The organism is Brucella pseudogrignonensis (assembly GCF_031454375.1).
In the GTDB taxonomy this organism is placed as follows: Bacteria; Pseudomonadota; Alphaproteobacteria; order Rhizobiales; family Rhizobiaceae; genus Brucella; species Brucella pseudogrignonensis_A.
Map to the genome: position 1 here is coordinate 132,695 of NZ_JAVDQT010000004.1, position 24,412 is coordinate 157,106.

Below are 24,412 nucleotides of genomic sequence, written 5' to 3' on the forward strand. Positions count from 1 at the left end.
CGGTATATTTGCAACTATGCTCTGTTTAACGCGTCATTTTCGCGCCTGATTGGTTCGAACTCGGACTAAGCGAGCTGGCTTCTTAACAAAAATTGGCAGCTCGAACGCCAGAAGCGCAGCCTAGTGCGAAAACCATTTCACAGATTCCGGCGCGCGCTCTAATGCGGTAGTGATAAAATTAAAACTGTAGTAAGCAGCACTGAAATAACACCAGGAGTGACAGTGTGAGTGAAATAACCGTAGAAGAAGCAACAAACCTTATTTATGAATCGCTCCAGGCAGATAATTTGGACATCGACTTGCATATTGCGACCCTCAAAGCGGCATTGGCTCGTGCGGGTTTGAAAGAAGCCATCTTCGATCCAGCCAAACTCGTTCAAAACAACCGTTCAGGCAGAAAGCTCATGCAAGCTTATTTTCGCCAGCGCGGCGTAACCGTGAAATATCTGGAATCTTAAGTAATTTTTGCTGGCCAATATCCCTATGAGGACAAATCACACGTGTAGTAAATCGTTTGCAAAGCATTCGACCAGCACACGGCGATCATCGCCAATAGGGATAGGCCAGCATGAGCTTTGCATGCTCAGCCAGATATAGATTAAGCGCCAAGCAGGAAACTGAAGCATTCAGCAATGCGCACGTTGCCAATCCCAGAATACTGATGGGATTACTTAGCTCTTTTTGTCAAAATCCATAAGAGATAAAGTCCGCCGAGTAGCCCTGTGGTTAGCCCAATCGGCATCTTGATGTTCAATGGAAAATGCTGCGCAAATAAATCGGCTCCAACAAGCAAAACTGCTCCCAACAACGCACTTGCAATCAACGGGACGCCCGGCGCGTGTGTCAGCCGACGCACGAGCTGCGGGGCCGCCAGTGCAATAAAAGCGATCGGCCCTGTGGCGGCAGTGGCGACCGAGGTGAGTGCGACAGCAACAAGCACCATCGCAAGACGTGTGGCCTCAACAGAAATACCCAATTGACGTGCCGCATCATCGCCCATTTCAAGCAGACTGATGCGTTTTGCAAAATAGCTGACAATTGGAACAACAAGGAAAAAGCCAATTGCTGCCGGGATCGCATGTGACCATGTTCTGGTATTTAGCGATCCTGCGAGCCAGAGCTGAGCGGAAGCGGCCTGATCAAGATCTCCGGCGACCAGCAATACAGTATTTACACCTGAAAGAACGGCGCCAACACCAAGCCCGATCAGAATGAGCCTGTAGCCGCCGGTCGTCCTGCCTTTCAAAGCAAGCAAGAACACAATCATGGCCGTTCCCAAGCCCGAAAGCACTGCCGCAAGCGCTGTTTCAAAGGGGCCAGCGTTAAAAAGAATGATCTGAACGATGGCCCCGGTCGCGGCGCCCGTTGTAAAGCCGATAATGTCGGGCGAGCCGAGCGCATTGCGCGAGATCGACTGAAAAATCGATCCGGCCATGCCAAGTGATGCCCCCACGAAAATCGCCGTTACAAGACGGGGCAAGCGTACACGCATAATAATGCGCTCTGCGGTCGGATTCGTTACATCTCCAAACAGGCTGTTGAAGATTTCGCCGGGCGAGAATGACATCGTGCCGGTGCCAATATGCAATATACCAAGCACAACCAAAACACATATCAGACTAACGCAAATGACCAGCGTGCGTGCTCGCCATTGGATAGAGATATTTCCCAGTCTGAAAACGGATTTGTGTTGACTGCTCATAGTTTTGACAATCGAAACTGGCGCACGATGATGATGAAAAATGGCCCGCCAATCAGCATCGCTATGATCCCAGCAGCGACTTCTGCGGGCGCAGCAACCACTCGCCCTACAATGTCCGCGCCGAGCAACAAAATAGCTGCAAACAATGCCGAATAAGGCAATATCCAGCGATAGTTAGGCCCGACAATTGTTCTTGCAAGATGGGGTGCAACGAGACCAACAAAGCCAATTGGTCCGGCACCCGCCGTTGCTGATCCTGCAAGAAGCATGACCGAAAGGCATGACAGGAACCATGTGGCATAAACATTGACACCAAGTGCAGCACCCAGTTCTTTGCCAAGCGCAATGGCATTCAATTTACCCGCAAGCGAAAAAGCAATCAGCAAGCCAATTGCAACGGAGACAGCCAGCACCTGAATAACATCATAGCCTCGGCCTTCGACCGATCCGGCCGACCAGTTTCGGAATTGGTCCAGCACGTCCGTTGGCGCATTGATGATGACAATGCCGGTTATCGATGCCAGTACAACTGAGAGACCCGCACCTGCCAACACCAGACGCACGGGATTGGTGCCCGTGCCATTGGCTTGTCCCAGAATGAACACGGCCACACCTGCGAGACCCGCACCAGCAAAAGCGAACCAGACATATTGCGCCATGCTTATCAGATTAAATGCCACGATCCCCAAGATCACAGCCACGGCTGCACCCGAATTGATGCCGAGCAGTCCCGGCTCCGCAAGTGGATTACGTGTTACCGCCTGCATGATTGCGCCTGCGACGCCCAGCGCAAGACCTGCAAGAATCGCAACTACCGTGCGCGGAATGCGCAATTCGCGGACGATCAGATGTTGATCATTATGCAGATCAGGCTTCCATAAAGCCTGCAAACTATCGCTGAGCGGGATCGTGCGGGAACCGAGCGTAAAGCTCAAAATAATTGCGATAAACAACACCAGCAACCCCACACCCAGCCCCCACATCCGACGTTTACGCAGATATGTTGCTGTTACCCTATAGGTGTTGGCGGGAGCGGCGTTTTCGGCGATCATTTACGGAAATTGGCAGCCACAATATCGATCAACTGAATACCAGAATAGTAGTCGATCCGGAAAGAGGTTGCGCCAAGTGGGTAGACCTGCTTGCTTTTCACAGCATCAAGATTTGCAAGCACCGGGTCTTTCAAAAATGCGCTCACATCGGCATCAAGGCCACGCAACAGGAATACACTTTTGCCTGTAATGGCGGCTGAAAGATTCTCATGCGAGATAAAATCAAAGTCCGAGCTGCGGGTCACCTGTCCGGCGAGTGACGCCGGAAGTCCCTCAACCTTAAAGCCAAGAGCCTGAAGAAGCTGCCCCTGCGCACTGTCAGTCTTACCGATCGAATAGCTGTTGCCGATATTATAGCCCACGATCGTAATGGGTTTGCTGGGAGCAACCATTTCTGAGGCTACTTTGGCGGCGTAATCGTTAAAACGCGCAGACGCTGCGACGGCTTCCTGTTCAAGACCTGTCGCTCTGCCGATTTCAGCTGCAATGTCCTGCCAGCTTTGGTTGGAATAATTGACAACCATCGTCGGAATACCCTGTGCTTTTAACTCAGGATAATGCTGCAAAACGCTGTCGGCACCAGTTGCCGATGCAATCACCAGATCAGGTTCAAATGCAATAATCGCTTCAATATCGAAATCGAGATTGGAATAGAGAACCTCAACACCTCTTTCATCGGCGACTTTAGCCCATTGCGAGAAAAAGCCCTTATCATCGCTCAGAATGCTCGGTGTGGTCGCAGTGCTTGCAATCAGAGGCGCATTGATCGCCAGCAGAATGCCGGTCAGGCTTGGCGCGGTTGAGACAATGCGTAAAGGCTTTGACTTTAATGTCAGTTCGCCCGAATAGTGCTTTATGGTTCGGGGCCAACTGTCATCCTGAGCAAGGGCAACTTTCAACGGCAGCATCAGAGCTGCAAGCACAACGAGAACTGAGGCGATGATTTTCGAGGGTTTCACGACCGATCCTTATCTGAGATCGTTATTCTGCGGTTCTGGCTAAGTGAGGACACTTTGCTAAAATATGAATGTTGCGCTCCATATTGCAGAACGCATTCTACAATGCAATACGGGGCGATCATGACGAGCCACCGATTTTCTACCTGTTGCCTTTAGGACTTCCTACATGACGCATCGCCTTCGCGCCGATACCGTAACGCTGAAATATGATGAGCGCACTGTCGCGCGGGATCTGTCTGTGTCTATTCCAGACGCATCTTTTACGGTGATTGTTGGTCCAAATGCCTGCGGAAAATCAACGCTGTTGCGGGCACTGTCGCGTCTGCTAAAGCCGTCAACCGGCAAGATCGTGCTGGATGGCGGCGACATTGCAAGCCTGCCAGCAAAGGAAACGGCGCGTCGACTTGGGCTATTGCCACAAAGCTCGATTGCGCCGGAAGGGATCACTGTTGCTGATCTGGTTGCACGCGGACGTTATCCGCATCAGTCATTTTTGCGCCAATGGTCGGAAGCCGATGAAGCAGCTGTAGCGCTTGCCATGGCATCGACCAAAATAACCGAACTTGCCAACCGTCCGGTGGACGAGTTGTCCGGCGGTCAACGGCAGCGTGTCTGGATTGCCTTGGTGCTTGCGCAAGACACGCCAATCCTGTTGCTTGATGAGCCAACGACCTATCTCGATATTGCGCATCAGATTGAATTGCTTGATCTTCTGGCCCAGCTTAACAAACAGGGGCGCACCGTTGTTGCTGTCCTGCATGAGCTCAATCATGCATGTCGCTATGCATCGCATTTGATTGCTATGCGCGACGGCGCATTGATCGCCCAAGGGAAGCCCGCTGATATCGTGACGGAAGAACTGGTCGAAGAGGTCTTCGGACTGGCATCGGTCATCATCGCCGACCCTGTTTCCGGCACACCACTTATTGTGCCGAAAAGCAGCGCCTCCATTGACGAAGTAGCCTAACTTTCAGGCATCTCCAGCTTGGTATCGACAAGCAATCCGCCGGTCGATTCATTGACCATACAGGCTTCATGAAAAAGCGCCCGGCGCTCTTCGTCGGTGCGCAACTGGCCAAGATCAGCGACCGTTGTCATCACACAGACGATTTCCCCCTGTGCATCCAGCACGGGGGACGCCTGACCTGTCACGTTTGATAAAAGGTGACTGGTCATCTCATACCATCGATCTCCACGCACCTTTTCAAGAACGGCTTTCGACGGCGGCGTGCCACGAAAATTCGCGGGCTGCACCTTGCGCACTGCATCAATGCTGCTCTTTGGCAGATAAGACTGAAAGACTAATCCGCAAGCCGTGTTGTCCACCGGCAGCGTGTCGCCGAGCGCCAGAGGATTGACCGAGAAATAAGCGCTGCGATACCAGCGCACCAGAGTCGGGCCGCGATCTGTCCAGATCGCAACGCCGCCACTCATGGCGTGGCGCTGCGACAGAGCTTTCATATGCTGCGCTGCGATTTCGACCGCGTCGACTCGCTTCAATGCGCCAATGCCGATGCTGAGAGCGGTTGGCCCGAGATCATAAAAGCCACTGACCGGATCTTGTTTTGCAAGCCCTTCCTTGACGAGGCTCTGCATATAACGATGCGCGGTCGATCCACCTGTGCCTGCACGCTTGGCCACCTCGCCAAGCGGAAGCTCATTTTCAGCATTGGCCAGAATCTTCAGAAATTTAGCGGCAATGGATACCGATTGAATGGTGCCGGAACGCTTATCGCCAGCACTCTCCGCTTCATCGATTGAAACGCCGTCTTGCTCTTTCAAATGCCTAGCCTCCCGCCAGACAGGCGTATGCCCATCCGTCATTCTCTATTCCGCTGGGGCCATGTGTAGCGCGAACCGCGTTGAAAATCATACGCGACACAATGCGCATACGATCACGACACACAAAACCCTCTGCCTATTGGCAGTGATAATCCGAAGCGTTGCCAAAGTGCAACAACGTAAATCAGCTTGCATTCATACTGTATTGCGGTATGCATTCCTTATTGCGGAATTGCAATAACGCAGATAACAGAACATGAACTGCATACTCATGTTTTGGGGCGACCTATGAATATCCATTTTACCCGCGGCTTTCTCCATAGTGTCAGTGCACTGACACTGGTCGCAATTTCTGCAACGACTGCTTTCGCACAGGATGCCCAGAAGACAACCGAATCCAAAGGATTGGTTCTCGACACTCTGGTCATCACCGGCGAAAAGGTCGCCCGCGACATCAAAAACACGGCGTCTTCAGTAACGGTCATAACCGGCAAGGAAATCAGTCGCCAAAAGACAGGCGACACTTCGGTTTCCGAAGTTGTGCGCGGTACGCCGAATGTCGTTTACACCGACACTGTCAGCGCCCCTGTTATTCGTGGACAAGACGCGCAAGGCCCAAACAATGGTGCAACGGCTTTCTTCTCCGGCACAGTTCCTCGCGCAACAATCAATCTCGATGGTCATTATCTGAACTATAACGAGTTCATTTTCGGCACCACTTCAGTTTGGGATCTCGACAACATCGAAGTTTTCCGCGGCCCGCAAACCACGTCGCAGGGTGCAAATGCGATTGCCGGTGCAATTGTCGTCAACACCAAAGACCCTACATTCGAACGTGAAGGTGCTTATCAGGTCGAAGTTGGCAATTACAATGCCAAGCGCACCTCGATCATGCTGAACAGCCCGCTTTACAAGGATGAGCTCGCTGGCCGCATCGCTGTTGACTATTCAGGTCGCGATACCTTTATCGATTATGTAAATCCCGGCTTTTACTCGTCAGGCACAGATCAGGATTTCAAATCACTCAACATTCGCTCCAAGCTTCTCTGGCAGCCTGCCGAGCTTCCCGGCTTTGAAGCGAAGCTGACTTACTCGTTCAATAAGAGCAATCGCCCGACCTATGAAGCTGCGACGCCACTCTACTATGATCTGGACTATAGCGGTGCAACGCTGCCAAGCTGGAAGCAAAACACCAATACGGGCATTCTCGATCTGAGCTATGAGTTTGAAAATGGCTTCAAGCTTCATAATCAGACGCAATATTCGGATTCGTCAGTCGAGCGCCGCGTTGGTATGGCGCATAATGGTGATGCCAATATTGATCAGACAAATATTTCGAACGAAACACGCCTGACCTTCGGCAATCAGGAAGATGTCTTGAGCGGTGTGGTCGGTCTTTACTATGCTCATACGAAGACCGATGAATTTCTCGATCTGATAAACAACGCAAAAAGCCCCCCAAACAACTACATCTCAACATTTGACGATAAGAAGACAAATGTTGGCCTGTTTGGTGAATTGAGCTGGCGCATCAATGATCAGTGGACTTTGACCAGTGGCGCGCGATTCCAGCATGATAGCATTCAGCGTGACGGTACGTCTGTCTATGCAAATACACCGGTCAATTTCGACGAGTCTTTCTCGGCTTTCCTTCCAAAAGTATCATTGGCTTATGCGATCACTCCTGATCTGACCGTCGGCGGTCTTGTCAGTCGTGGTTATAATCCCGGTGGTGTCTCGCTCTATTTGAACACCGCCAATCCGAGTTTGAGTGCATGGAAGAATTTCGACGAGGAAACACTCTGGAATTATGAGCTGTTCACACGCGCTGAGTTGCTGGACAATAGGCTCGTTATAAACGGCAACATTTTCTACATGGACTTCAAGAACGCTCAGTTCAACATTCCCGTTGTTGTGTCCCCGGGCGTAACACAAGCATATACGGTCAATGCTGAAAAAGCGCATTCTTACGGGCTTGAGCTTGGTGCAGACTATCAGGTCCTTGATAATCTTACGCTTAAGGCTGGCTTGGGTATTATGCGTACAAAAGTCGAGGAAATGTCTTGGAATCCAGCTTACGACGACAATGAATTTGCCAAGTCACCGGGTTATATGCTGAACTTTGGCGCGAGCTGGGATGTCACTGAGAAGCTCAACCTGTCGGGTGACGTGCGTCATATCGATGGTTACTATTCTGATGTCGCAAATACCCCGGGATACTGGATTGACTCCTACACACTTGCAGACGCACGCGTCAGCTATGAGTTTAATGAAAAAATTCAGCTCTACGGCTTTGTGAAGAACATCTTCAACGAGCGCGTCCCCACCTCCAAACAGGCAACACGCGGCCTGAGCGGAGCAACAACACAGGCAAGCATGACACTGCCACGTACTTTTGGGATTGGCCTCAAAGGCAGTTTCTGATTACCTGCATAATGCTTGATCAACCGCGGGCTTTCGGGCCCGCGGTTTTTGTCTTGAAAAGAAACCGGAATTAAACATGACCGCGCGCAAAAAGCTTCATATTGGTATGTCTCTCGCTCCGACCTGGCTGAGCAATGATGGCTGGCGACATGAAAACAGCGACATTGAAGGCGTGTTTGGTTCTGATTTTTATGTCGATATTGCGCAACGCGCTGAAGCGGCCAAACTCGATTTCGTATTTCGGCCTGACAATCTGTTTCTCAACAGTCAGATCATGGAAACAACGCCGGGTTTCGCAAGTCTTGACGCCACTGTGCTGATGGCAGCACTTGCGCGTGAGACCTCAAAAATCGGCCTTTTGACCACTGTTTCAACCACCTTTATGCCGCCCTATGTGGTAGCGCGGCAGGTTTTGTCGCTGCATCATCTGAGCAAAGGCCGGGCGGGTTGGAATATCGTTACCGCGCTCGACGGCAATGTAAATTTCGGTCTTGATGAGATGCCAACCTCAGACGAGCGCTATGCACGCGCAGCAGAGTTTACGCAAATCGTGAAAGAGTTGTGGCAGAGTTTTCCGGGCTCTGCTTTGCAGCGCGACCGCGCCACTGGGCATTATGCCGACCCATCGCAAATCAAGCCGATAGATCACGAAGGCGATTTCTTCAAAGTCAAAGGACCGCTCAATATTCCTTCGCTTGAAGAGGTTCCTATTCCGCTGTTTCAGGCTGGAGCATCGCCAGCGGGGCGCAATTTTGCAGCTTCGGTCGCAAATGGCATTTTCTCTGCAACGCCTGATATTGAGGCGGCAATCAGCTTGCGCAATGATTTGCGTTCGCTGGCTGAAACGCATGGTCGTAAAGCTGACGATGTTCGCCTGCTTCCCGGTTTGAGCCTCTATCTTGCCGCTTCACGCGCAGAGGCTTGGGAGTTGTTCCACGATACGCATAAGCGCGGCGACCGCACGCGGAAGATTACCTATATCCGGGACATGACAGGGCTCGATCTGACTGACTGGCCCGAAGATCGGCCTATCAGCCCATCGGATTTGCCGCCGCCGCCGGAAAAAACGCGCAGCAAAACTCACGCCGGATTGTTGCAGCGGCTTCTTTTAAAAGAAACGCTCTATATCAACGATCTTTTGCGCCGCCCGGAAGTCATCAGCGCTGCGCACTGGCAGGTGATTGGTACGGTCGATGATGCGGTAGAAGAAATCCAGAAATGGTCGGATGCTAGGGCAATCGATGGATTTATCACCGCGCCTGGCGGCTCCACATCGTCAATGCATCTTGCGCTTGACGAGTTGATGCCGCGTTTGTCTGAAGTGGGTCTGCTGCGTACGGAATATGCTGGCGAAACATTCGCGCAGCATATTCTACAGGATTAACAAACCCGACATCAGCACGGCATCATAGCCAAGTTGCAACTATTGCGAACTAGAATACGAGCGAGCGATAGCCACCATTGTGATAGACAAGCGGCTCACCCGAGTTCGATACAATCTTCAATGCACGCCCGATAATAATTGCGTGTGTATGACGTTCAATCACATCATCGACTGCGCAGTCGATTGATGACAACGCGCCTGAAAGTGCGAGTGCACCGCTCTCCAATTCAAACCACTCTGCACCATCATAGCGGGCAGCGCCTTTAATACCGCCCTTGCCGGCAAAGCGATCCGCAATCTCTTGCTGAGTTGACGACAGAATATTAACGCAAAAATGATTGTGGCGACTGATAACCGGCCACACGGAAGAGCCACGATTGATGTTGACGATAATCGTCGGCGGATCCATCGACAGTGCGGTCGCGGATGTAACCGTCGCTCCGGATTTATGTTCACCACGCCCTGCTGTCACGACACTCACACCACCTGCCAATTGGCGCATGGCAGTTTTCAGCTCAACCGCTTCAACGGGAGCTGTCAGATCTTCAGATATTTCGGAGCGCGGATTGCGAAGATAGGTCACCGTCGAAGCCATGGGGTCAGCCTTCTAAAAGTTCTCAAATTTGCTCATGAATAGCACGCAAATTATCAACATCCGAGGATAGGTTTTTCATATTCGACAAAATTAGTAGAAAATTGCCCCGCACCAATTGTTGTTATGAAAGCCGCTTTGTTGAGACCGTGATCATAGCGAGTTGGACATGACTTTACGCAGGGCTTGATAAGCTGAATGGAGAAATTGTTATTTGTGAATCGTCCTCCGCACAGCGTAGAAGTTTTTGCTAAGCACCGTTATGGTTCGCGCCAAAGACATTAGGGAGTATTGCGTTGAAAATTTTTATTTTTGGCAGCGTGAATGTGGATGTCAGCGCCAGAATGGCCGCACTGCCGCGTCCGGGCCAGACAATCAATGCGTCCGGCTATGGCATCGGCCTTGGCGGCAAGGGCGCCAATCAGGCTGTAGCTGCAGCAAAGCTTGGCGGCGACGTTCGTTTTGTCGGTGCCGTCGGCAAAGATGCTTTTGGCGAACTGGCTATCAAAGAAATGCAGCAGTTCGGCCTGAATACCAATAGTGTTCGGATGGTTGATGGTGCCGATACCGGAATTGCGATTATTCAGGTTGAAGAGGCAGGGCAGAACACGATTGTTGTTTGCGCTGGCGCCAATGCAAACTGGACTGCTTCAGATGTGAAGACCTACGAACCGGATATTGCCAAGGCAAAGATCACTCTTTTGCAGCGCGAAGTCCCGCACGAGGTCAATCTCGCAGTTGCTAAAGCTGTGAAAGCCGCTGGCGGCACTGTTTTGCTCGACCCTGCCCCGGTGGGTGACGCGAGCCGCATGGCTGATCTGATTTCATTGAGCGAAATAATCTCCCCCAATGAAACCGAAGCCGCTGAGATTACCGGCATTGAACCGACCGATATTGCATCGGCGGAGGCCGCTGCGCGCAAGCTTCTAGAGCGCGGCCCGAAGATTGTTATCGTCAAGCTTGGTGGTCGCGGCTCATTGCTCGTGAGCGCTGATGAGGTTAAGCATTTCGAACCATTCAAGGTGAAAGTTGTCGATACGGTTGCTGCTGGTGACAGTTTTAATGGTGGGTTTGCGGTTGCCTATTCGCAGGGTCAGTCGCTACATGACTGCGTGCGCTTTGCGTCGGCCTCCGGTGCGATTGCGGTAACGCGCGTAGGTGCCGGATCGGCCGCACCGACTGCTGAAGAAGTCGCTGAACTTTTGCGAAATCAGCACTAAACGCAAAAAATGCAATAAAACGCTGAGGCAAAAAGGCCGCAAGATTGTGAATCCTGCGGCTTTTTTATGTCAATTTCGTGATTTTAAGTGCATTTTTGAATGCATGGACCAGTTCAAAGCGTTGCGAGGCGCTCGGTCAGCAGCGTGAAGAAGCCACCTGCATCGACATCTTTGATGAAAAGTGCGTTCTTCGGACGTTCCGTTACGCCCCACCAATCAACGACCGTTTGTCCTATTGTCAGTTCGGAGCTGATCTCGATTTCGACATTGCAATGACGGCCTGCGTAAAGTTCAGGCTTGAGCAAATAGGCAATCACGTTTGGGTCGTGCAGTGGGCCGCCGTCGGTGCCGTATTTTGCTTCATCATAGCGCTCGAAAAACTCCAGCCATGCGGAGACAACTTCGCCGACATGTGTGCCGATGCCGCGAATTGCTGCGATGCGTTTCTCGGTGGTCAGAACTTTGTGCGTCACGTCGAGCGGCATCATGGTGATCGGGATGTCCGACTTGAAGACAACCGATGCCGCATGGGGATCAACATAGATGTTAAATTCGGCAGATGGCGTAATGTTGCCACCTTCAAAATACCCGCCGCCCATCAGCACGATTTCTTTTACGCGCTCTGCAATTTTCGGCTCTCGAATGAGGGCAGAAGCAATGTTTGTAAGTGGCCCAAGCGGGCAAAGAGTAACGGTGCCCGGCTTTTCTCTCATCAGTGTTTCAATAATGAAATCAACGCCATGTTGTGCTTGGAGCGGCATTGTGGGTGCGGGCAGATCGTAGCCATCCAGCCCTGTCTTGCCATGAACCTCTTCTGCCGTGACCAGCGCACGCAACAGAGGTCGGATAGAGCCTGCAAAGACTTTTGTTTTGGGCTTTTTCGCCACTTCGCAAATGGTGCGGGCATTGACGGCAGTGCGCTCCAATGGACCATTTCCTGCAACGGTCACAATGCCAAGAATATCGAGTTCAGGGCTGGCCAAAGCCAAAAGAATCGCGACTGCATCATCCTGACCGGGATCGGTATCGATAATGATTTTACGGGCCATAGGTGCTTCCTGTTACAATGCCTGGCTATTTCACAAGTGCCTGGCTTGGATGGCGTAATGTCGGGTCAAAAGGGTTAAGTTTTTCGGAAATAGTTGCTGCTTCCCGCTGTAAAAGCTCTGTGATCGTATGCTGACGTTTTTCTGTTAGTCGCGATGCCAACGTGCCGATGCTCAGTGCTGCCACCGCTTCGCCATTGCGGTTTAATACTGGGACGCCCAAACCCGACATGCCGTCAATCATGTTGAAGTTGTAGGTGGAGGCACCCGTTTCGCGGACCTCTGCGATCATGATACGCAGATCCACCTCGTCAAGCGTTGCCTTGTCCAGAATGCGGGGCATGTTGAAGCGGATGATCGCTTCACGTTCTTCTTCCGGCAGGAACGACAGGATTGCGAGACTGCCCTGACCAATGCCGAGTGGTACCTTACCGCCAATATCGCCGGTATAAGAGCGGATCGGGAACGGGCCTTCAACGCGATCAAGACAGACGGCATCGAAATTGCTGCGCACCAGCAGAAACACCGTGTCGTTAAACGTGGTTGAAAGCCTGAGCAGCGACGGGCGGGCAATGCTTAAAATTCCATCGCGCTGGCGCGCTTGTGCGGCCATCGCGAAAAACTCGAGTGACAGACGATAGGCCTTCTTGTCGGGAAGCTGCTCGACAAGATTTTCGGCAATCAGTGTTTTCAACAAACGATGAGTCGAAGGCTGGCTTAATTCCAGATCGCGGGCGAGATCAATCAGGCGGACGCCGTCCTCAGTACTACTGGCCAGACCTTTCAAAATATGAATTGCCTTCACCAGACTTGAGTTAAGCGAGGCACCAGATTTCATATTTTCTGATATATCATCCATAAAATTGCTTCCAAATTTTGTATTTTGAAAGAAATATATAATTTCTTCCGAAATTGAAAATTATAATTTGTAATCGTTCAAAATTTTCTGCCATTTAAAATCCGTCGCCAATGGGAAGGTCCGGCAAGGTGTCCAAAAAGGATGCCGCAAGCGGATCGGCGGTTTTAACTTGAAGTAAGGGGAACGCTACGGTCGCATCTTTGGCCGGATAATCATGCGTTCAAACGATCCAAGTCTGATCAGCGCTGAAAAAGCGCGGTCGAGCCGCTCCCGCCAGCCAAGCCCTATCGAAGAGGCGACGTGAGACAACATCACGGCGCTTCCGTTCCCCCAGCCTATGGCGGAAGTCTTGCCGAGAGGGAGACGCAATGAGCTTTTTGACCCTTTCCAATATTTCCCGTTATTACGGCAAGTTCGCAGCCGTGAATAACTTCAATCTGGAGATTGAAAAGGGAGAGTTCATCTCGCTTCTCGGACCTTCGGGCTGTGGCAAGACCACGACATTGCAGATGATCGCGGGTCTTGTGCCGCCGTCATCGGGCGCAATCACCCTTGATGGCCGCGACATCACCCGTCTTGCGCCAGCCAAGCGCGAACTGGGCGTGGTGTTTCAGAGCTATGCGCTGTTTCCGCACATGACGGTTGCGCAGAATGTGAGCTTCGGGCTTGAAATGCGCAAAGTGCCAAAGGCCGAGCGTGAAAAGCGCGTTCGCGATGTGCTTGAATTGGTACGTTTGAGCGCACTGGCTGATCGTTACCCGCGTGAAATGTCAGGCGGTCAGCGTCAGCGTGTGGCGATTGCGCGTGCGCTGGTTATCAATCCGCCGGTGCTGTTGCTTGATGAACCGCTGTCCAATCTCGATGCGCAGCTGCGCGAAGAAATGCAGTTTGAACTGCGCCGCATTCAGCGCACGGTGGGGATCACCACCATTATGGTCACGCATGATCAGGCGGAAGCGCTGTCGATCAGCGACCGCATCGTGGTTATGGAAAAGGGTCTGATCACGCAGGTTGATGCGCCCTACAAGCTCTATGAGCATCCGCATAACCACTTCATTTCCAACTTCGTCGGCAAGTCGAACTTCCTCAAAGCGCATGCCGATGGCGAGCATATTACGCTGGCCGATACGCAGATCCGTTTCCCAGCCAAGGATGCCTCTGCTTCTGGCGAAGTGTCGGTATTTATCCGTCCGGAAAAAGTGCATCTGGTGGATGCCGATGAAGGCCATGTCAGCGGTGAAGTCACCACGCGCTATTTCATGGGCGCACAGTGGCTGCTCGGCGTTCTGACCCCTGCCGGTATGCTGTCAGTCGCCTTGCCAAACCTTGGCAACCCGCCGCCAATTGAGGGCAGCAAAGTTGGCCTCAAGTGGAACCATGAAGATTGCCGCATCCTGAACAAGGGAGCGCACTGATCATGAGTGCCGTTTCACAAACAGGTTCAGGGGAAACGAAAGAGCGGCGCAATTGGATGCCGGTCTTTCTGACAGGCCCATCCACTCTGATGTTTTTTGCGCTGGTGCTGCTGCCGCTGGCACTCACCGTCATGCTGTCGTTCAACAGCTACAGCTATGACAAGGGCATTGAGGCCGTCTATACGATCTCCAATTATACCCAAGTGCTTCAGGACCCTTATTACCTGAACATCTTCTGGCGCACCTTGCGCCTTGCGCTGATTACCACGGTGATTGCCGTCATTATCGGCGTGCCTGAAGCCTATATTCTGTCGAATATGCGTGCGCCATGGCGCTCGATTTTCCTGCTGGTCATCATTGGCCCGCTTCTGGTTTCGGTCGTTGTACGTACCTTCGGCTGGAGCATGCTTTTAGGCCGCAACGGGCTTGTGAACAGCGTGCTGGAATTTGTCGGTCTGCCCGCCCAACAAATTCTTTATACTGAAACGGCAATCGTGATCGGCCTTGTGCATATCATGCTGCCATTCATGGTGATCCCGGTCTGGACCGTGTTGCAAAAGCTTGATCCAACGGTTGAAGCGGCAGCCCTGACCCTTGGTGCATCGCGCTTCACAGCTCTTCGTCGCGTGGTGTTCCCGCAGGCAGTTCTTGGCATTCTGTCGGGCAGTCTGATCGTGTTTGCACTCTCGGCAAGCTCGTTTGCAATCCCGGGTCTGCTGGGTGGTCGTCGCCTCAAGATGGCTGCAACGGTTGTTTATGACGAGTTTCTCATTGAGCTCAACTGGCCGCTCGGTGCTGCCATTGCGATCATCGTTCTCGTCGCCAATCTCATTATCATGATTGCCTATAATCGCATGCTCGAAGGGCAAGCGAGAAAGAAGCTGGGGTAACCGCTATGACAAAAAACGGTCCTTTCGCACTCTTCTTTCACGCGCTGGTCGTCATTTTCATGCTGGCACCAATGGTTGTGGTTTGTCTTGTGGCTTTCACGCCTGAAAATACGCTGACCATGCCGTGGAACGGTTTTTCGTTGCGGTGGTTCTATGCTGTCTTTGCGCATAACGACTTCATGACGTCGTTCTCGAACTCGCTGAAGCTCGCGATCTTCTCGGCTACGATTTCGACACTGCTTGCAGTGCCATCGGGCCTTGCAATTGCGCAGTATAATTTCCGTGGCCGCGATGCGCTGAACGCGCTGTTTCTGTCGCCGCTGATTATCCCGCATCTGGTGCTGGGCGTTGCGTTCCTGCGCCTCTTCTCGCTGATGGGTCTTACGGGTTCGTTCGGCTGGCTGGTCGCAACCCACGTTATCGTTGTTACACCTTATGCACTGCGCCTTATTCTGGCGTCATTGAGCAGTATGGATCGCAATGCGGAAAATGCAGCGCGTACTCTGGGTGCTGGCGAATGGACCGTGTTCCGTCGCGTAACGTTGCCGCTGCTTCTGCCGGGATTGTCGGGCGGTTGGTTGCTTGCTTTCATCAACTCGTTTGATGAACTGACCATGTCGATTTTCGTCACTTCGCCATCCACCGTTACGCTGCCGGTCCGGATGTATATGTATGCAAGCGAATCCATCGATCCGATGATGGCTGCGGTTTCGGCGCTCATGATCCTCGTTGCGACTGTGACCATGGTGATTATCGACCGTCTGTTTGGTCTCGACCGTGTCCTCGTGGGCAAGGGTTGATAGGGGCATACACATGGCGGTTTCAACCTCGCCTCTCACGCCCCAGTTCCGCAGACGTTATCGTTTGGATGAACAGCCGGTCGCTTTCCTGCTCGACGGCGTCCCTTATCAGGGACGTCGCGGCGATACGGTGCTGACGGCAATTCTCTCGGTGCAGAGCAAAGTGCGTCATACCGAATTTACCGGCGAGCCACGGGCAGGCTTTTGTCTGATCGGCGCATGTCAGGATTGCCATGTCATGACCAGTGAAGGCGGGCGTGTGCGCGCCTGCACGACGCTGCTTGAAGAAGGCATGTCGTTTGTGACGGAGCCACTCGCATGAGTACGGTTCTCAATCCGGTGATTGTGGGCGCTGGTCCTGCTGGTATTCGTGCGGCTGAAATGCTGGTCAAAGACGGTCATCGTCCGATTGTGCTGGATGAAGGCATGCGTGCTGGCGGGCAGATTTATCGCCGTCCGCCGTTTGATGATGGCCGCAGCTACAAAGCGCGTTATGGGTCGGAAGCACATAAGGCCGAAGCGCTGCATCAGACCTTTGATCAGTTGCGCGATGCGATTGATTACCGTCCCGAAACGCTGGTCTGGAACATTTCGCGCAATGAGACCAACCGCCTTGATTTGATGTCGGGCGGTGCTCATGTGCAATTGCCCTATAGCCATTTATTGCTTGCAACGGGTGCGACCGACCGCGTTCTGCCGTTTTCCGGCTGGACGAAACCCGGCGTCTATACGCTTGGTGCCTCGCAGACAGCATTGAAAGCTCAGGGCTGCACCATTGGCGAACGCGTGGTTTTCATGGGGTCTGGCCCGCTGCTATATCTGGTGGCATGGCAATATCATCATGCTGGTGCCAAGGTTGCGGCGGTTCTTGATACGGCATCGTTCAGTTCGAAATTTCATCTGGCGCATTTGGCGCTTCATGCACCGCGCATTGTTGCGCTTGGCGCTTATTATGGTTTGCGGCTGAAGCTTGGCGGCGTGCCGATCCATTATAATGTGCGGCCTGATGAAGTGCTGGGCGCGGGCCATGTCGAAGGCATTCGCTATCGCTCAGGCAGGAGCCAGCGCGAGATTACATGCGATGCGCTGGCCTATGGTTTTGCGCTGCGGCCTGAAACCCAGCTTTCCGATCTCGCAGGCTGTGATTTTGGCTTCAACGAGCGTGATCGCGCTTGGCTGCCGGTGGCGGATGCACTTGGCCGGACGAGCGAGAGCGGCGTTTATGTTGCGGGCGATGGCGCCGGAATTGCCGGTGCGGATGCAGCCGAAATTCGCGGGAAACTGGCGGCAATCGCCATGATCCGCGATCTCGGTGGCACGGCAGATGCTGCGCTTGAACAGCGTCTTCATCGCGAGCTTGATGCGATCTATCGTCAGCGTCTTATTCTCGAAAAGGCATTTCCATTCCCGCGTGACTGGTTTGAAACCGTTGATCAGGATGTGACGCTCTGCCGTTGTGAAGAAATCAGTCTTGGCGAAGCGCGCAATGTGATTAGCAATGCGAAGACGCAGGAAATCAACCGGCTCAAAGCATTAAGCCGTGTCGGTATGGGGCGTTGTCAGGGCCGCATGTGCAGTGCGGCGGCGGCAGAATTACTGGCATCCATGCAGGATAAGTCGCCTTCGCAGGCGGGCCGTATTCGTGCGCAGGCGCCGGTCAAGCCGATCCCGCTTGGCTTTGGCACGAAAGCTCAGCATGAGGTGTTGCCATGACAAAACGCCTTCAAGCTGATGCACTGATTATCGGCGGCGGCATTGTCGGCGGTTCGGCAGCGCTTTTCATGCGCAAAGCGGGGCTCTCGGTTATCCTGCTGGATAAGGGCTTTTGTGGCGCGCAGGCAAGTGGCGTTAATTATGGCGGCGTGCGCAGGCAGGGCCGTGAGCCGGAACAGATTCCGCTCTCCCAACGTTCGTTTGACCTTTGGGGACGATTGCCCGAACTGATCGGCATTGACGGCGAATATATGCGCAGCGGCCATCTGAAACTGGCGCGGACGCCTGAGCAATTCGCCAAGCTTGAAGCCTATGCAGCCAAAGTGAGGCCGCTTGGGCTGGAACTGGAACTCATCGGCGGCAATGCTGTGCGTGAACGCTTTCCATGGCTGCCGGGTGATGTGGCCGGTGCTTCGCTTTGTGCGGAAGATGGCAATGCTAATCCGCGACTAGTTTCGCCTGCTTTTGCCCGCGCTGCAAAAGCGAATGGAGCAACAGTGCTGGAAAATACGCCTGTGCATGAAGTGCGCTCGACTGGCGACGGCTTTGCAGTGCTGGCCGGTGATGGCATTGAGATCAATGCCGGCATGGTCTTCAACTGTGCAGGCGCGTGGTCGGATAAGTTCGCCGCATCCTTTGGTGAGCCGGTACCGCTCAAGCGCATCTATCCGTCTATGGTCGTGACGGAGCCGATGCCGCTGCGTCTGCCGATGAGCCTTGGCGAAGAGGGCGGCGGTTTTTATGGTCGTCAGGTCACACGTGGCAATTATGTGATGGGCGGCGGGCGCGGAACACCGCTTGAAAATCCGGATTTCTCAAGGCCTTCGGTCAATGCCGCATCATCGGTGATGCTGCGTGCGATTGAGCTTTTCCCGCATCTCAAACATGCGCAGGTCATTCGCTTCTGGTCGGGCACCGAAGCCGAAATGCCGGATGATAATCCGGTGATCGGCCCAAGTGGTCGTGTCAAAAATCTTTATCACGCCTTTGGTTTTAATGGTGCGGGTTTTCAGACCGGCCCCGCTGTCGGCGCAGTTCTGTGCGACCTCGCAACCAAAGGTGAAACAGCAACACCGATCGAAGCCTTTTCGATCAATCGCTTCACTCAAACGAACATCAAGCTTAACATGGAAGGGAACTAAGCATGAAAAATCAACGTATTACCGCAATGGCGGCAATGGCACTCGGCCTGTCCGTCGCTTTTGTATCGGGCGCGTCGGCTCAGACCAAGACGCTCTATATCGGTATGAATGGCGGCAACATGGAAAAGGCTTACACCGAGAACGTTCTGCCGGAATTCGAGAAGGCAAACAACGTTAAGGTTGTTGTCGTACCGGGTACTTCGGCTGATATTCTCGCAAAGGCAACCGCGCAGAAGGACAACCCTCAGATGCACGTCATGCTGCTTGATGACGGCGTGATGGTCCGCGCGATCAATGCTGGTCTTTGCCAGAAAATCTCTGATGATCCTGTTCTCGCTGACATTCAGCCAGCAGCGCGTCTGAAAGACGACATGGCAATCGGCGTCGATATGGGCATGACCGGTATTGCGTATAACAAGAAGCTTTTCGACGAAAAGGGCTGGGCTGCACCAACTTCGTGGATGGATTTCGCTGACGAGAAGTTCAACAAGGCTGTTGTGTTTCAGTCGGCTTCGGCTTCGACCTTTGGTCTCCATGCATTCCTGATGTTCAACCGCATTCAGGGCGGTGACGACAAGAACCTAGAACCAGGCTTTGAAAAGTTCCCGGACACCATTGGCAAGAATGTTTTGGAATTCATTCCATCATCGGCCAAGATTTCGGAAATGGTTCAGACTGGCGAAGCAGCAATCTTCCCGCTGACACCAACTGGCGTCAACAACCTGAAGGACAAGGGCATTCCGGTTGAATATGCGCAGCCAAAGGAAGGCTCGGTTGTTCTCGCAGTGACCGAATGTGTTCTCGCTGGCAACAACGAACCAGAACTCAGCCAGAAGCTTGCTCATTACCTGCTTTCGGCTGATGCGCAGAGCAAGGCGCTTGATCATGGCAACGTGATCCCGTCGAACTTGAAAGCAAAGGCTGGTACGCCAGAATCACAGGCTAAGCTTGATGCATTCAATGGTTACATGAAGACAGCTAATACGCTGGATTGGGATGCAGTGAACGAAGGTCGTCAGCAGCTTAACAGCCGCTGGAACCGCACAATCGAACAGTAAGATTTGTTGCTGATTGAAAGAAAAGCCCGCCCTGAGTAATCAGGGCGGGCTTTTTGTTATGCTGCGATTTTCGCTCTTTGCTTTCGTGCAGATTGCCAGACCAGCGGAACCAGAATGAATGCAACCGCCGGGAAAATCAGCCAGTTGATTGTCTGCCAGCCGGATGAATGCAGCAGGGATCCGGCAAAGAAAGAGGCGCAGGCAACGGTTCCGAAAACGAGGAAGTCGTTTGCACCCTGTGCCTTGCCGCGCTCTTCTGGCGTATGGCAATCAGCAACCATAGCCGTTGCACCGATGAAGCCAAAGTTCCAGCCAATACCAAGCAGGATCAGCGAAATCCAGAAATGCGTGAGATCAAGCCCTGATAAGGCAACGATTGCAGAAAGTGCGATGATGAAAAGGCCAATGGCGGTCACACGCTCTTTGCCAAAGCGAGTAATCAGCAGGCCGGTGAAAAAGCTCGGCGCAAACATTGCCAGCACATGCCATTGAATGCCCAAAGCTGCATGATCAATCGAGTGACCATGGTCGACCATTGCAACGGGAGCCGCAGTCATCACAAAGGTCATCAGACCATAGGAAACGACACCCGCAGCAACTGCCAATATATAGCGCGGGCTTCGCAATATTTGCTTCAATGGACGGCCCTTGTTTCCCGTAGTCGTGACTTTTGCAGCCTTTGGCGAGCGAAATAGCATCAAAACCGGGATAACCAGCAGCGCGAGTGCTGCCTGGCTGATAAAGCTGCCGACATAGGGCGTTTCTGGCAGCGCATCCCGCGTCCAGATGACAAGCTGTGGCCCGATAATCGCCGCTATCAGCCCACCCACCATGACCCACGAGATGGCACGCGCTTTCAGCGCACCTGTTGCAGCATCGGTTGCGGCAAAGCGATAGCTTTGCACGTAGGACGCATAAAAGCCCGCGATGAAGGTTCCGAGGCAGAAAATGAGGAACGAGCTTGTGAAGATGCCGAGCGCTGCCACAAGGCCCGACGAGATACCAAAACACGCGCCGAGCAGATAGCCGTTGCGGCGTCCAAATGCGCGCATGATGAAAGCGGCGGGTAATGTGCCAAGCGCTAGGCCAAGGCTGAACAGGCTGACGGGAAGTGTGACCAGCGCCGGATCGGAAGAAAGCTGTTGGCCGACCAGTCCGCCCAGCGAAATAATGATCGGTGGGCTTGCAGCGCCCAGAGCTTGTGCTGCGGTCAGCACGAAAATATTGCGTCTGGCGATGGTTCGGTCAGTCATGGTCTGTACTTCTTCATAGTCACTTAAGCAGTTGCGTTCAGTCACCAACTAGCCGTTTGCTGGCATCTGAAAATGTTTGCAAATCACCGCCATTACCTGCTGCGCGATGTCGCTTTCAACGCGATACCAGATTGTCTGGCCGTCACGTCGTCCGGCAACAATGCCCTCACGTCGCATCAGAGACAGATGTTGTGAGACAGTCGAATCCCGCAGGCCAATTAACTCAGCAAGCTGTCCCACAGACTTCTCACCTCCGTGCAACCGGCAAAGAATCATAAGCCGGTGATTGTTGGCGATTGATTTTAGGAATTCACTTGCCTTGTCGGCCGCGAGGTGGGTTTTTACGCCGGGGTCGATTGGGTCGGTTTTACTCATAACTTCATATCTACGAAAATACGAAGATATAGTCAATCATTCCTTTAATTCCGCCTTATCAGAAAATTTATTTCGAAGTTTTGCGGGCATCAAAGGGCTTCTGCCACGCGCTCTGATACTGTAGCGTGCGCGCAGTGATTTTACTGGTTGGGCTTGGAGTTCTCGTGCGCATAGCTGTGTTTGGAATTGTTTTCGGTGTTCTGATATCAGGTCAGGCGCAGGCGGAGGACGACTGGAAAGCCGTCGAAATTATAAAGCCTTATGCGATTAGCGGCCGCACGGGACCAGAGCTTTACCAATCCATTGGCCAGAAAGGGCCACGCATTGGAATCGCGCGGGTTATTGCACACACGACCTATGTGCTGACATGGGATCGCAAATTCGACAATTCCAACAATGGCTGTACGATTGTTTCGGCAAAGCCGAAACTGAAAATCACCTACACGCTTCCCAAGCCATCGCAGAAATTATCTTCTCCGGTGAAGGAAAATTGGGAGCAGTTTTATGAAGGTATCTACAAGCATGAGCTTGTTCATGGCGAAACTGCTAAGGACATGACGCGCGAGATCGTGCGTACCACGGTGGGGCTTTCCATTCCCAACGATCCAAAATGTCAGAAGATGCGGCGCGAGTTGATTGATCGTATCAATGCACTGGTTGCTGTTCAACGTCAGCAGGGTCGTGATTTTGACCGCGTGGAGATGGGTTCGGGCGGCAATGTCGAACAGCTCGTGCTGTCACTCGTAAATGGCTAAGTGGCAGAATATCGGATATTTACGTTAAATTGCACTCGCAATTTGTCCGGGCTATTCCCATTTGCTGGCTGAAACTCATTATCGAGTTCTCATTCTATTGCCAATTCAGGAGCATTTATGGAACGTTTGATTGAGCGCAGTCTCTTTGCCAGCCGCTGGCTGATGGCGCCTATGTATATAGGGCTGGCTTTAGCGCTGGTCATTCTGGTCTGGGTTTTCATGGTTGAACTCTGGCACCTTGCCTGGATGATCCCAACCATGACGGTCAACGACGCCGTTCTTGGAGTGCTGGCACTTATCGATCTCAGCCTTGCCGCCAATCTTCTGATGATCGTGATTTTTGCAGGCTATGAGAACTTTGTCAGCCGCATGGATCTTGCAGATCACAAGGATCGTCCTGACTGGCAAGGCGAAGTGGATTTCTCGGCACTCAAGCTCAAGCTGGTTGCCTCTATCGTTGCAATTTCCGGTATCCATCTTCTTAAAGTGTTCATGGATGTGGCAAAATATTCAGCCGATCACATCAAATGGATGGTTGTGATCCATCTGGTTTTTGTCGTCTCGGGCGTACTTCTGGCCGCGATGGACTGGATTGCAAATCACGGCAAGTCACTGAAGAAAAAGGCCGGAAAGGTCTGATACTTTGAAACACATTTAAACACCGGCTTCGCAGACACGAAGCCGATGTTTTCATTTTTGATATAGCTTATACAACAGGCAGAATAGAATTCTCGCATTTGCATAAACGGCGATATAAGTATGCGCGACATCACAGCCGATTCCGTTTATCTCAATCGGCACAATGCAAAATCCTTAAATTTTGCAGCATTGAAAAGGAACTGACGGTGTTTAGCCGGTTTCGTCTGTTCATACCCATTTTGGCTGGCGCGAATTTACGTGATCGTATGATCGCCTGCTTCGGTGCCTTGATCGGCATTTGCCTTACAGGTTTCATCACTGCAGCCATTCTGGGAAAGTCAATTGCTTTGCCGATTATTGTGGCCCCGATTGGTGCGTCGGCCGTATTGCTTTTTGCAGTGCCTGCCAGCCCATTGGCGCAACCATGGTCAATCATCGGCGGCAATGTTATTTCGGCTCTGGTCGGCATCACCGTTGTACAGTTCGTGGATAATCATGTGTTGGCGATTGGCCTGGGCGTGGGACTCGCCATTGCGGCCATGTCGTTTGGCCGTTGTCTGCATCCGCCTGGTGGTGCGGCAGCGCTCACTGCAATTATTGGCGGCCCTACTGTTACCGACCTCGGCTATCAATTCGCCTTGATACCTGTTGGCTTAAACTCGGCTATGCTGGTTATACTTGGCATTGCGTTTCACAAGCTCACTCGCCGCAAATATCCGCATGTTCCAGCGGCTGCACCTGTGAATACGCATAAGACCAGCGATCTGCCCGCCTCATTGCGTGTCGGCTTTAATTCAGACGATGTGAGCAAAGCGCTCGCATCAATTGATGAGACATTCGATATTGACCCGTCGGATCTCGATCGTTTGCTACGGCAAGTCGAATTACAAGCGCTGGTGCGGACCCAAGGCAAATCGCGGGCCAAAGATATTATGTCGCGTGACGTAATCTCGATCACAGAAAGCGACACGCCGGAAAAAGCGCGTGCGCTTCTGCTGGATCACAATATTCGCACGCTGCCGGTGATTGATGAAGCCGGGAAACTGAAAGGCACAGTCGGATTGCGCGAGTTGCAAAACACGGCGTCTGATGCCCGCTCTATCATGGTTGAAGCGCTGACAGCTTCGCCAGACGATCAGGTGGTTGGCCTCGTCCCGCAACTGACCGATGGTCGCGCACATGCGATTATTGTAACGGATAGGGACAACGTCGTGCAGGGTCTTATATCACAGACGGACCTTCTCAGCGCACTTGCACGCTCGCTGCGTTTTCAGGAGCCGGACCAGCCAAAGAAGCGGAAGTCTCCGCTTCATCTTCTGCGCGGCGCAGGGATTTAAAGCATTTCCTGCAAA

At 52.6% G+C, this 24,412-nt stretch carries 25 protein-coding genes; 15 read left to right on the plus strand and 10 right to left on the minus strand.

The window, feature by feature from the left end:
* Positions 1 to 224 precede the first annotated feature (224 nt).
* Positions 225 to 458, plus strand: a complete 234-nt coding sequence (locus tag J2782_RS13885) for a hypothetical protein (RefSeq protein ID WP_310013537.1) — start codon at positions 225 to 227, stop codon at positions 456 to 458.
* Between the two features lie 209 nt (positions 459 to 667).
* Here the strand turns inward: J2782_RS13885 and J2782_RS13890 are convergent, their stop codons facing one another.
* The 3 genes from J2782_RS13890 to fepB all read right to left on the minus strand — a co-directional run bounded on the left by J2782_RS13890 (position 668) and on the right by fepB (position 3,713).
* Positions 668 to 1,702 carry a FecCD family ABC transporter permease gene (locus J2782_RS13890; RefSeq protein ID WP_404989641.1) on the minus strand — a complete coding sequence of 345 codons (1,035 nt, stop codon included), beginning with the start codon at positions 1,700 to 1,702 and terminating at the stop codon, positions 668 to 670.
* Positions 1,699 to 2,685 carry a FecCD family ABC transporter permease gene (locus J2782_RS13895; RefSeq protein WP_404989648.1) on the minus strand — a complete coding sequence of 329 codons (987 nt, stop codon included), beginning with the start codon at positions 2,683 to 2,685 and terminating at the stop codon, positions 1,699 to 1,701. The genes J2782_RS13890 and J2782_RS13895 overlap by 4 nt, the downstream gene beginning before the upstream one ends.
* Positions 2,686 to 2,750: 65 nt before the next feature.
* Positions 2,751 to 3,713: a Fe2+-enterobactin ABC transporter substrate-binding protein gene (fepB, locus tag J2782_RS13900; RefSeq protein ID WP_310013542.1), complete on the minus strand. Its 963-nt coding sequence runs from the start codon at positions 3,711 to 3,713 to the stop codon at positions 2,751 to 2,753.
* Positions 3,714 to 3,879: 166 nt separating this feature from the next.
* Between fepB and J2782_RS13905 the strand changes: the two genes are divergently transcribed.
* Positions 3,880 to 4,680, plus strand: a complete 801-nt coding sequence (locus J2782_RS13905; protein WP_310013544.1) for an ABC transporter ATP-binding protein — start codon at positions 3,880 to 3,882, stop codon at positions 4,678 to 4,680.
* Here the strand turns inward: J2782_RS13905 and J2782_RS13910 are convergent.
* Positions 4,677 to 5,537 (minus strand): IclR family transcriptional regulator, encoded by an 861-nt coding sequence (locus J2782_RS13910; protein WP_310013545.1) that lies wholly within the window; start codon positions 5,535 to 5,537, stop codon positions 4,677 to 4,679. The two genes, J2782_RS13905 and J2782_RS13910, sit on opposite strands and share 4 nt — an antisense overlap.
* 246 nt (positions 5,538 to 5,783) lie before the next feature.
* On the opposite strand from J2782_RS13910, the gene J2782_RS13915 reads away from it, so the two are divergent.
* Both J2782_RS13915 and J2782_RS13920 read left to right on the plus strand, forming a co-directional pair.
* Positions 5,784 to 7,919 (plus strand): TonB-dependent receptor, encoded by a 2,136-nt coding sequence (locus J2782_RS13915; RefSeq protein WP_310013546.1) that lies wholly within the window; start codon positions 5,784 to 5,786, stop codon positions 7,917 to 7,919.
* A gap of 76 nt (positions 7,920 to 7,995) precedes the next feature.
* Entirely contained in the window at positions 7,996 to 9,303 is a 1,308-nt protein-coding gene (locus J2782_RS13920; protein WP_310013548.1) for an NtaA/DmoA family FMN-dependent monooxygenase, read from the plus strand.
* 49 nt (positions 9,304 to 9,352) lie between these two features.
* Here the strand turns inward: J2782_RS13920 and J2782_RS13925 are convergent, their stop codons facing one another.
* Positions 9,353 to 9,898, minus strand: a complete 546-nt coding sequence (locus tag J2782_RS13925) for a flavin reductase family protein (RefSeq protein ID WP_310013551.1) — start codon at positions 9,896 to 9,898, stop codon at positions 9,353 to 9,355.
* Positions 9,899 to 10,239: 341 nt separating this feature from the next.
* Between J2782_RS13925 and rbsK the strand changes: the two genes are divergently transcribed.
* A complete protein-coding gene (rbsK, locus tag J2782_RS13930; RefSeq protein ID WP_310013886.1) occupies positions 10,240 to 11,115 on the plus strand; it encodes a ribokinase in 876 nt (291 codons plus the stop codon).
* 113 nt (positions 11,116 to 11,228) lie between these two features.
* Here rbsK and J2782_RS13935 read toward each other — a convergent pair whose 3' ends face one another.
* The 3 genes from J2782_RS13935 to J2782_RS13945 all read right to left on the minus strand — a co-directional run bounded on the left by J2782_RS13935 (position 11,229) and on the right by J2782_RS13945 (position 13,332).
* Complete coding sequence (locus J2782_RS13935) at positions 11,229 to 12,164, minus strand: nucleoside hydrolase (protein WP_310013553.1); 936 nt, start codon at positions 12,162 to 12,164, stop codon at positions 11,229 to 11,231.
* A gap of 25 nt (positions 12,165 to 12,189) precedes the next feature.
* A complete protein-coding gene (locus J2782_RS13940; protein WP_250042559.1) occupies positions 12,190 to 13,020 on the minus strand; it encodes an IclR family transcriptional regulator in 831 nt (276 codons plus the stop codon).
* Positions 13,021 to 13,206: 186 nt separating this feature from the next.
* Positions 13,207 to 13,332: a hypothetical protein gene (locus tag J2782_RS13945; protein ID WP_260525725.1), complete on the minus strand. Its 126-nt coding sequence runs from the start codon at positions 13,330 to 13,332 to the stop codon at positions 13,207 to 13,209.
* Between the two features lie 56 nt (positions 13,333 to 13,388).
* On the opposite strand from J2782_RS13945, the gene J2782_RS13950 reads away from it, so the two are divergent.
* Genes J2782_RS13950 through J2782_RS13980 form a run of 7 tightly spaced genes read left to right on the plus strand, consistent with a single transcriptional unit; the run spans position 13,389 to position 20,038 of the window.
* Positions 13,389 to 14,435, plus strand: a complete 1,047-nt coding sequence (locus J2782_RS13950) for an ABC transporter ATP-binding protein (RefSeq protein ID WP_250042557.1) — start codon at positions 13,389 to 13,391, stop codon at positions 14,433 to 14,435.
* Positions 14,436 to 14,437: 2 nt separating this feature from the next.
* Positions 14,438 to 15,325: an ABC transporter permease gene (locus J2782_RS13955; RefSeq protein ID WP_310013558.1), complete on the plus strand. Its 888-nt coding sequence runs from the start codon at positions 14,438 to 14,440 to the stop codon at positions 15,323 to 15,325.
* A 5-nt stretch (positions 15,326 to 15,330) separates the two neighbouring features.
* A complete protein-coding gene (locus tag J2782_RS13960; protein ID WP_250042555.1) occupies positions 15,331 to 16,125 on the plus strand; it encodes an ABC transporter permease in 795 nt (264 codons plus the stop codon).
* 13 nt (positions 16,126 to 16,138) lie between these two features.
* Positions 16,139 to 16,447, plus strand: coding sequence for a (2Fe-2S)-binding protein (locus J2782_RS13965; protein WP_310013559.1), 309 nt, complete (start codon positions 16,139 to 16,141; stop codon positions 16,445 to 16,447).
* On the plus strand, positions 16,444 to 17,838 hold the full coding sequence (locus J2782_RS13970; RefSeq protein ID WP_310013562.1) for an FAD/NAD(P)-dependent oxidoreductase: 1,395 nt from the start codon (positions 16,444 to 16,446) through the stop codon (positions 17,836 to 17,838). Before J2782_RS13965 ends, J2782_RS13970 begins: the two co-directional genes overlap by 4 nt.
* Positions 17,835 to 18,980 carry an NAD(P)/FAD-dependent oxidoreductase gene (locus J2782_RS13975; protein WP_310013564.1) on the plus strand — a complete coding sequence of 382 codons (1,146 nt, stop codon included), beginning with the start codon at positions 17,835 to 17,837 and terminating at the stop codon, positions 18,978 to 18,980. The genes J2782_RS13970 and J2782_RS13975 overlap by 4 nt, the downstream gene beginning before the upstream one ends.
* Positions 18,981 to 18,982: 2 nt before the next feature.
* On the plus strand, positions 18,983 to 20,038 hold the full coding sequence (locus tag J2782_RS13980; RefSeq protein ID WP_310013565.1) for an ABC transporter substrate-binding protein: 1,056 nt from the start codon (positions 18,983 to 18,985) through the stop codon (positions 20,036 to 20,038).
* 56 nt (positions 20,039 to 20,094) lie between these two features.
* Here J2782_RS13980 and J2782_RS13985 read toward each other — a convergent pair whose 3' ends face one another.
* The gene (locus J2782_RS13985) at positions 20,095 to 21,291 is read right to left on the minus strand and encodes an MFS transporter (RefSeq protein ID WP_310013567.1); all 1,197 of its coding nucleotides are present in this window, start codon (positions 21,289 to 21,291) and stop codon (positions 20,095 to 20,097) included.
* 48 nt (positions 21,292 to 21,339) lie between these two features.
* Positions 21,340 to 21,666, minus strand: coding sequence for an ArsR/SmtB family transcription factor (locus J2782_RS13990; RefSeq protein ID WP_310013569.1), 327 nt, complete (start codon positions 21,664 to 21,666; stop codon positions 21,340 to 21,342).
* A gap of 170 nt (positions 21,667 to 21,836) precedes the next feature.
* Between J2782_RS13990 and J2782_RS13995 the strand changes: the two genes are divergently transcribed.
* The 3 genes from J2782_RS13995 to J2782_RS14005 all read left to right on the plus strand — a co-directional run bounded on the left by J2782_RS13995 (position 21,837) and on the right by J2782_RS14005 (position 24,397).
* On the plus strand, positions 21,837 to 22,421 hold the full coding sequence (locus J2782_RS13995; RefSeq protein ID WP_310013888.1) for a DUF922 domain-containing Zn-dependent protease: 585 nt from the start codon (positions 21,837 to 21,839) through the stop codon (positions 22,419 to 22,421).
* A 117-nt stretch (positions 22,422 to 22,538) separates the two neighbouring features.
* Positions 22,539 to 23,060, plus strand: a complete 522-nt coding sequence (locus J2782_RS14000; RefSeq protein ID WP_310013570.1) for a TIGR00645 family protein — start codon at positions 22,539 to 22,541, stop codon at positions 23,058 to 23,060.
* A gap of 206 nt (positions 23,061 to 23,266) precedes the next feature.
* Positions 23,267 to 24,397, plus strand: a complete 1,131-nt coding sequence (locus J2782_RS14005; RefSeq protein WP_473087870.1) for an HPP family protein — start codon at positions 23,267 to 23,269, stop codon at positions 24,395 to 24,397.
* Positions 24,398 to 24,412 lie beyond the last annotated feature (15 nt).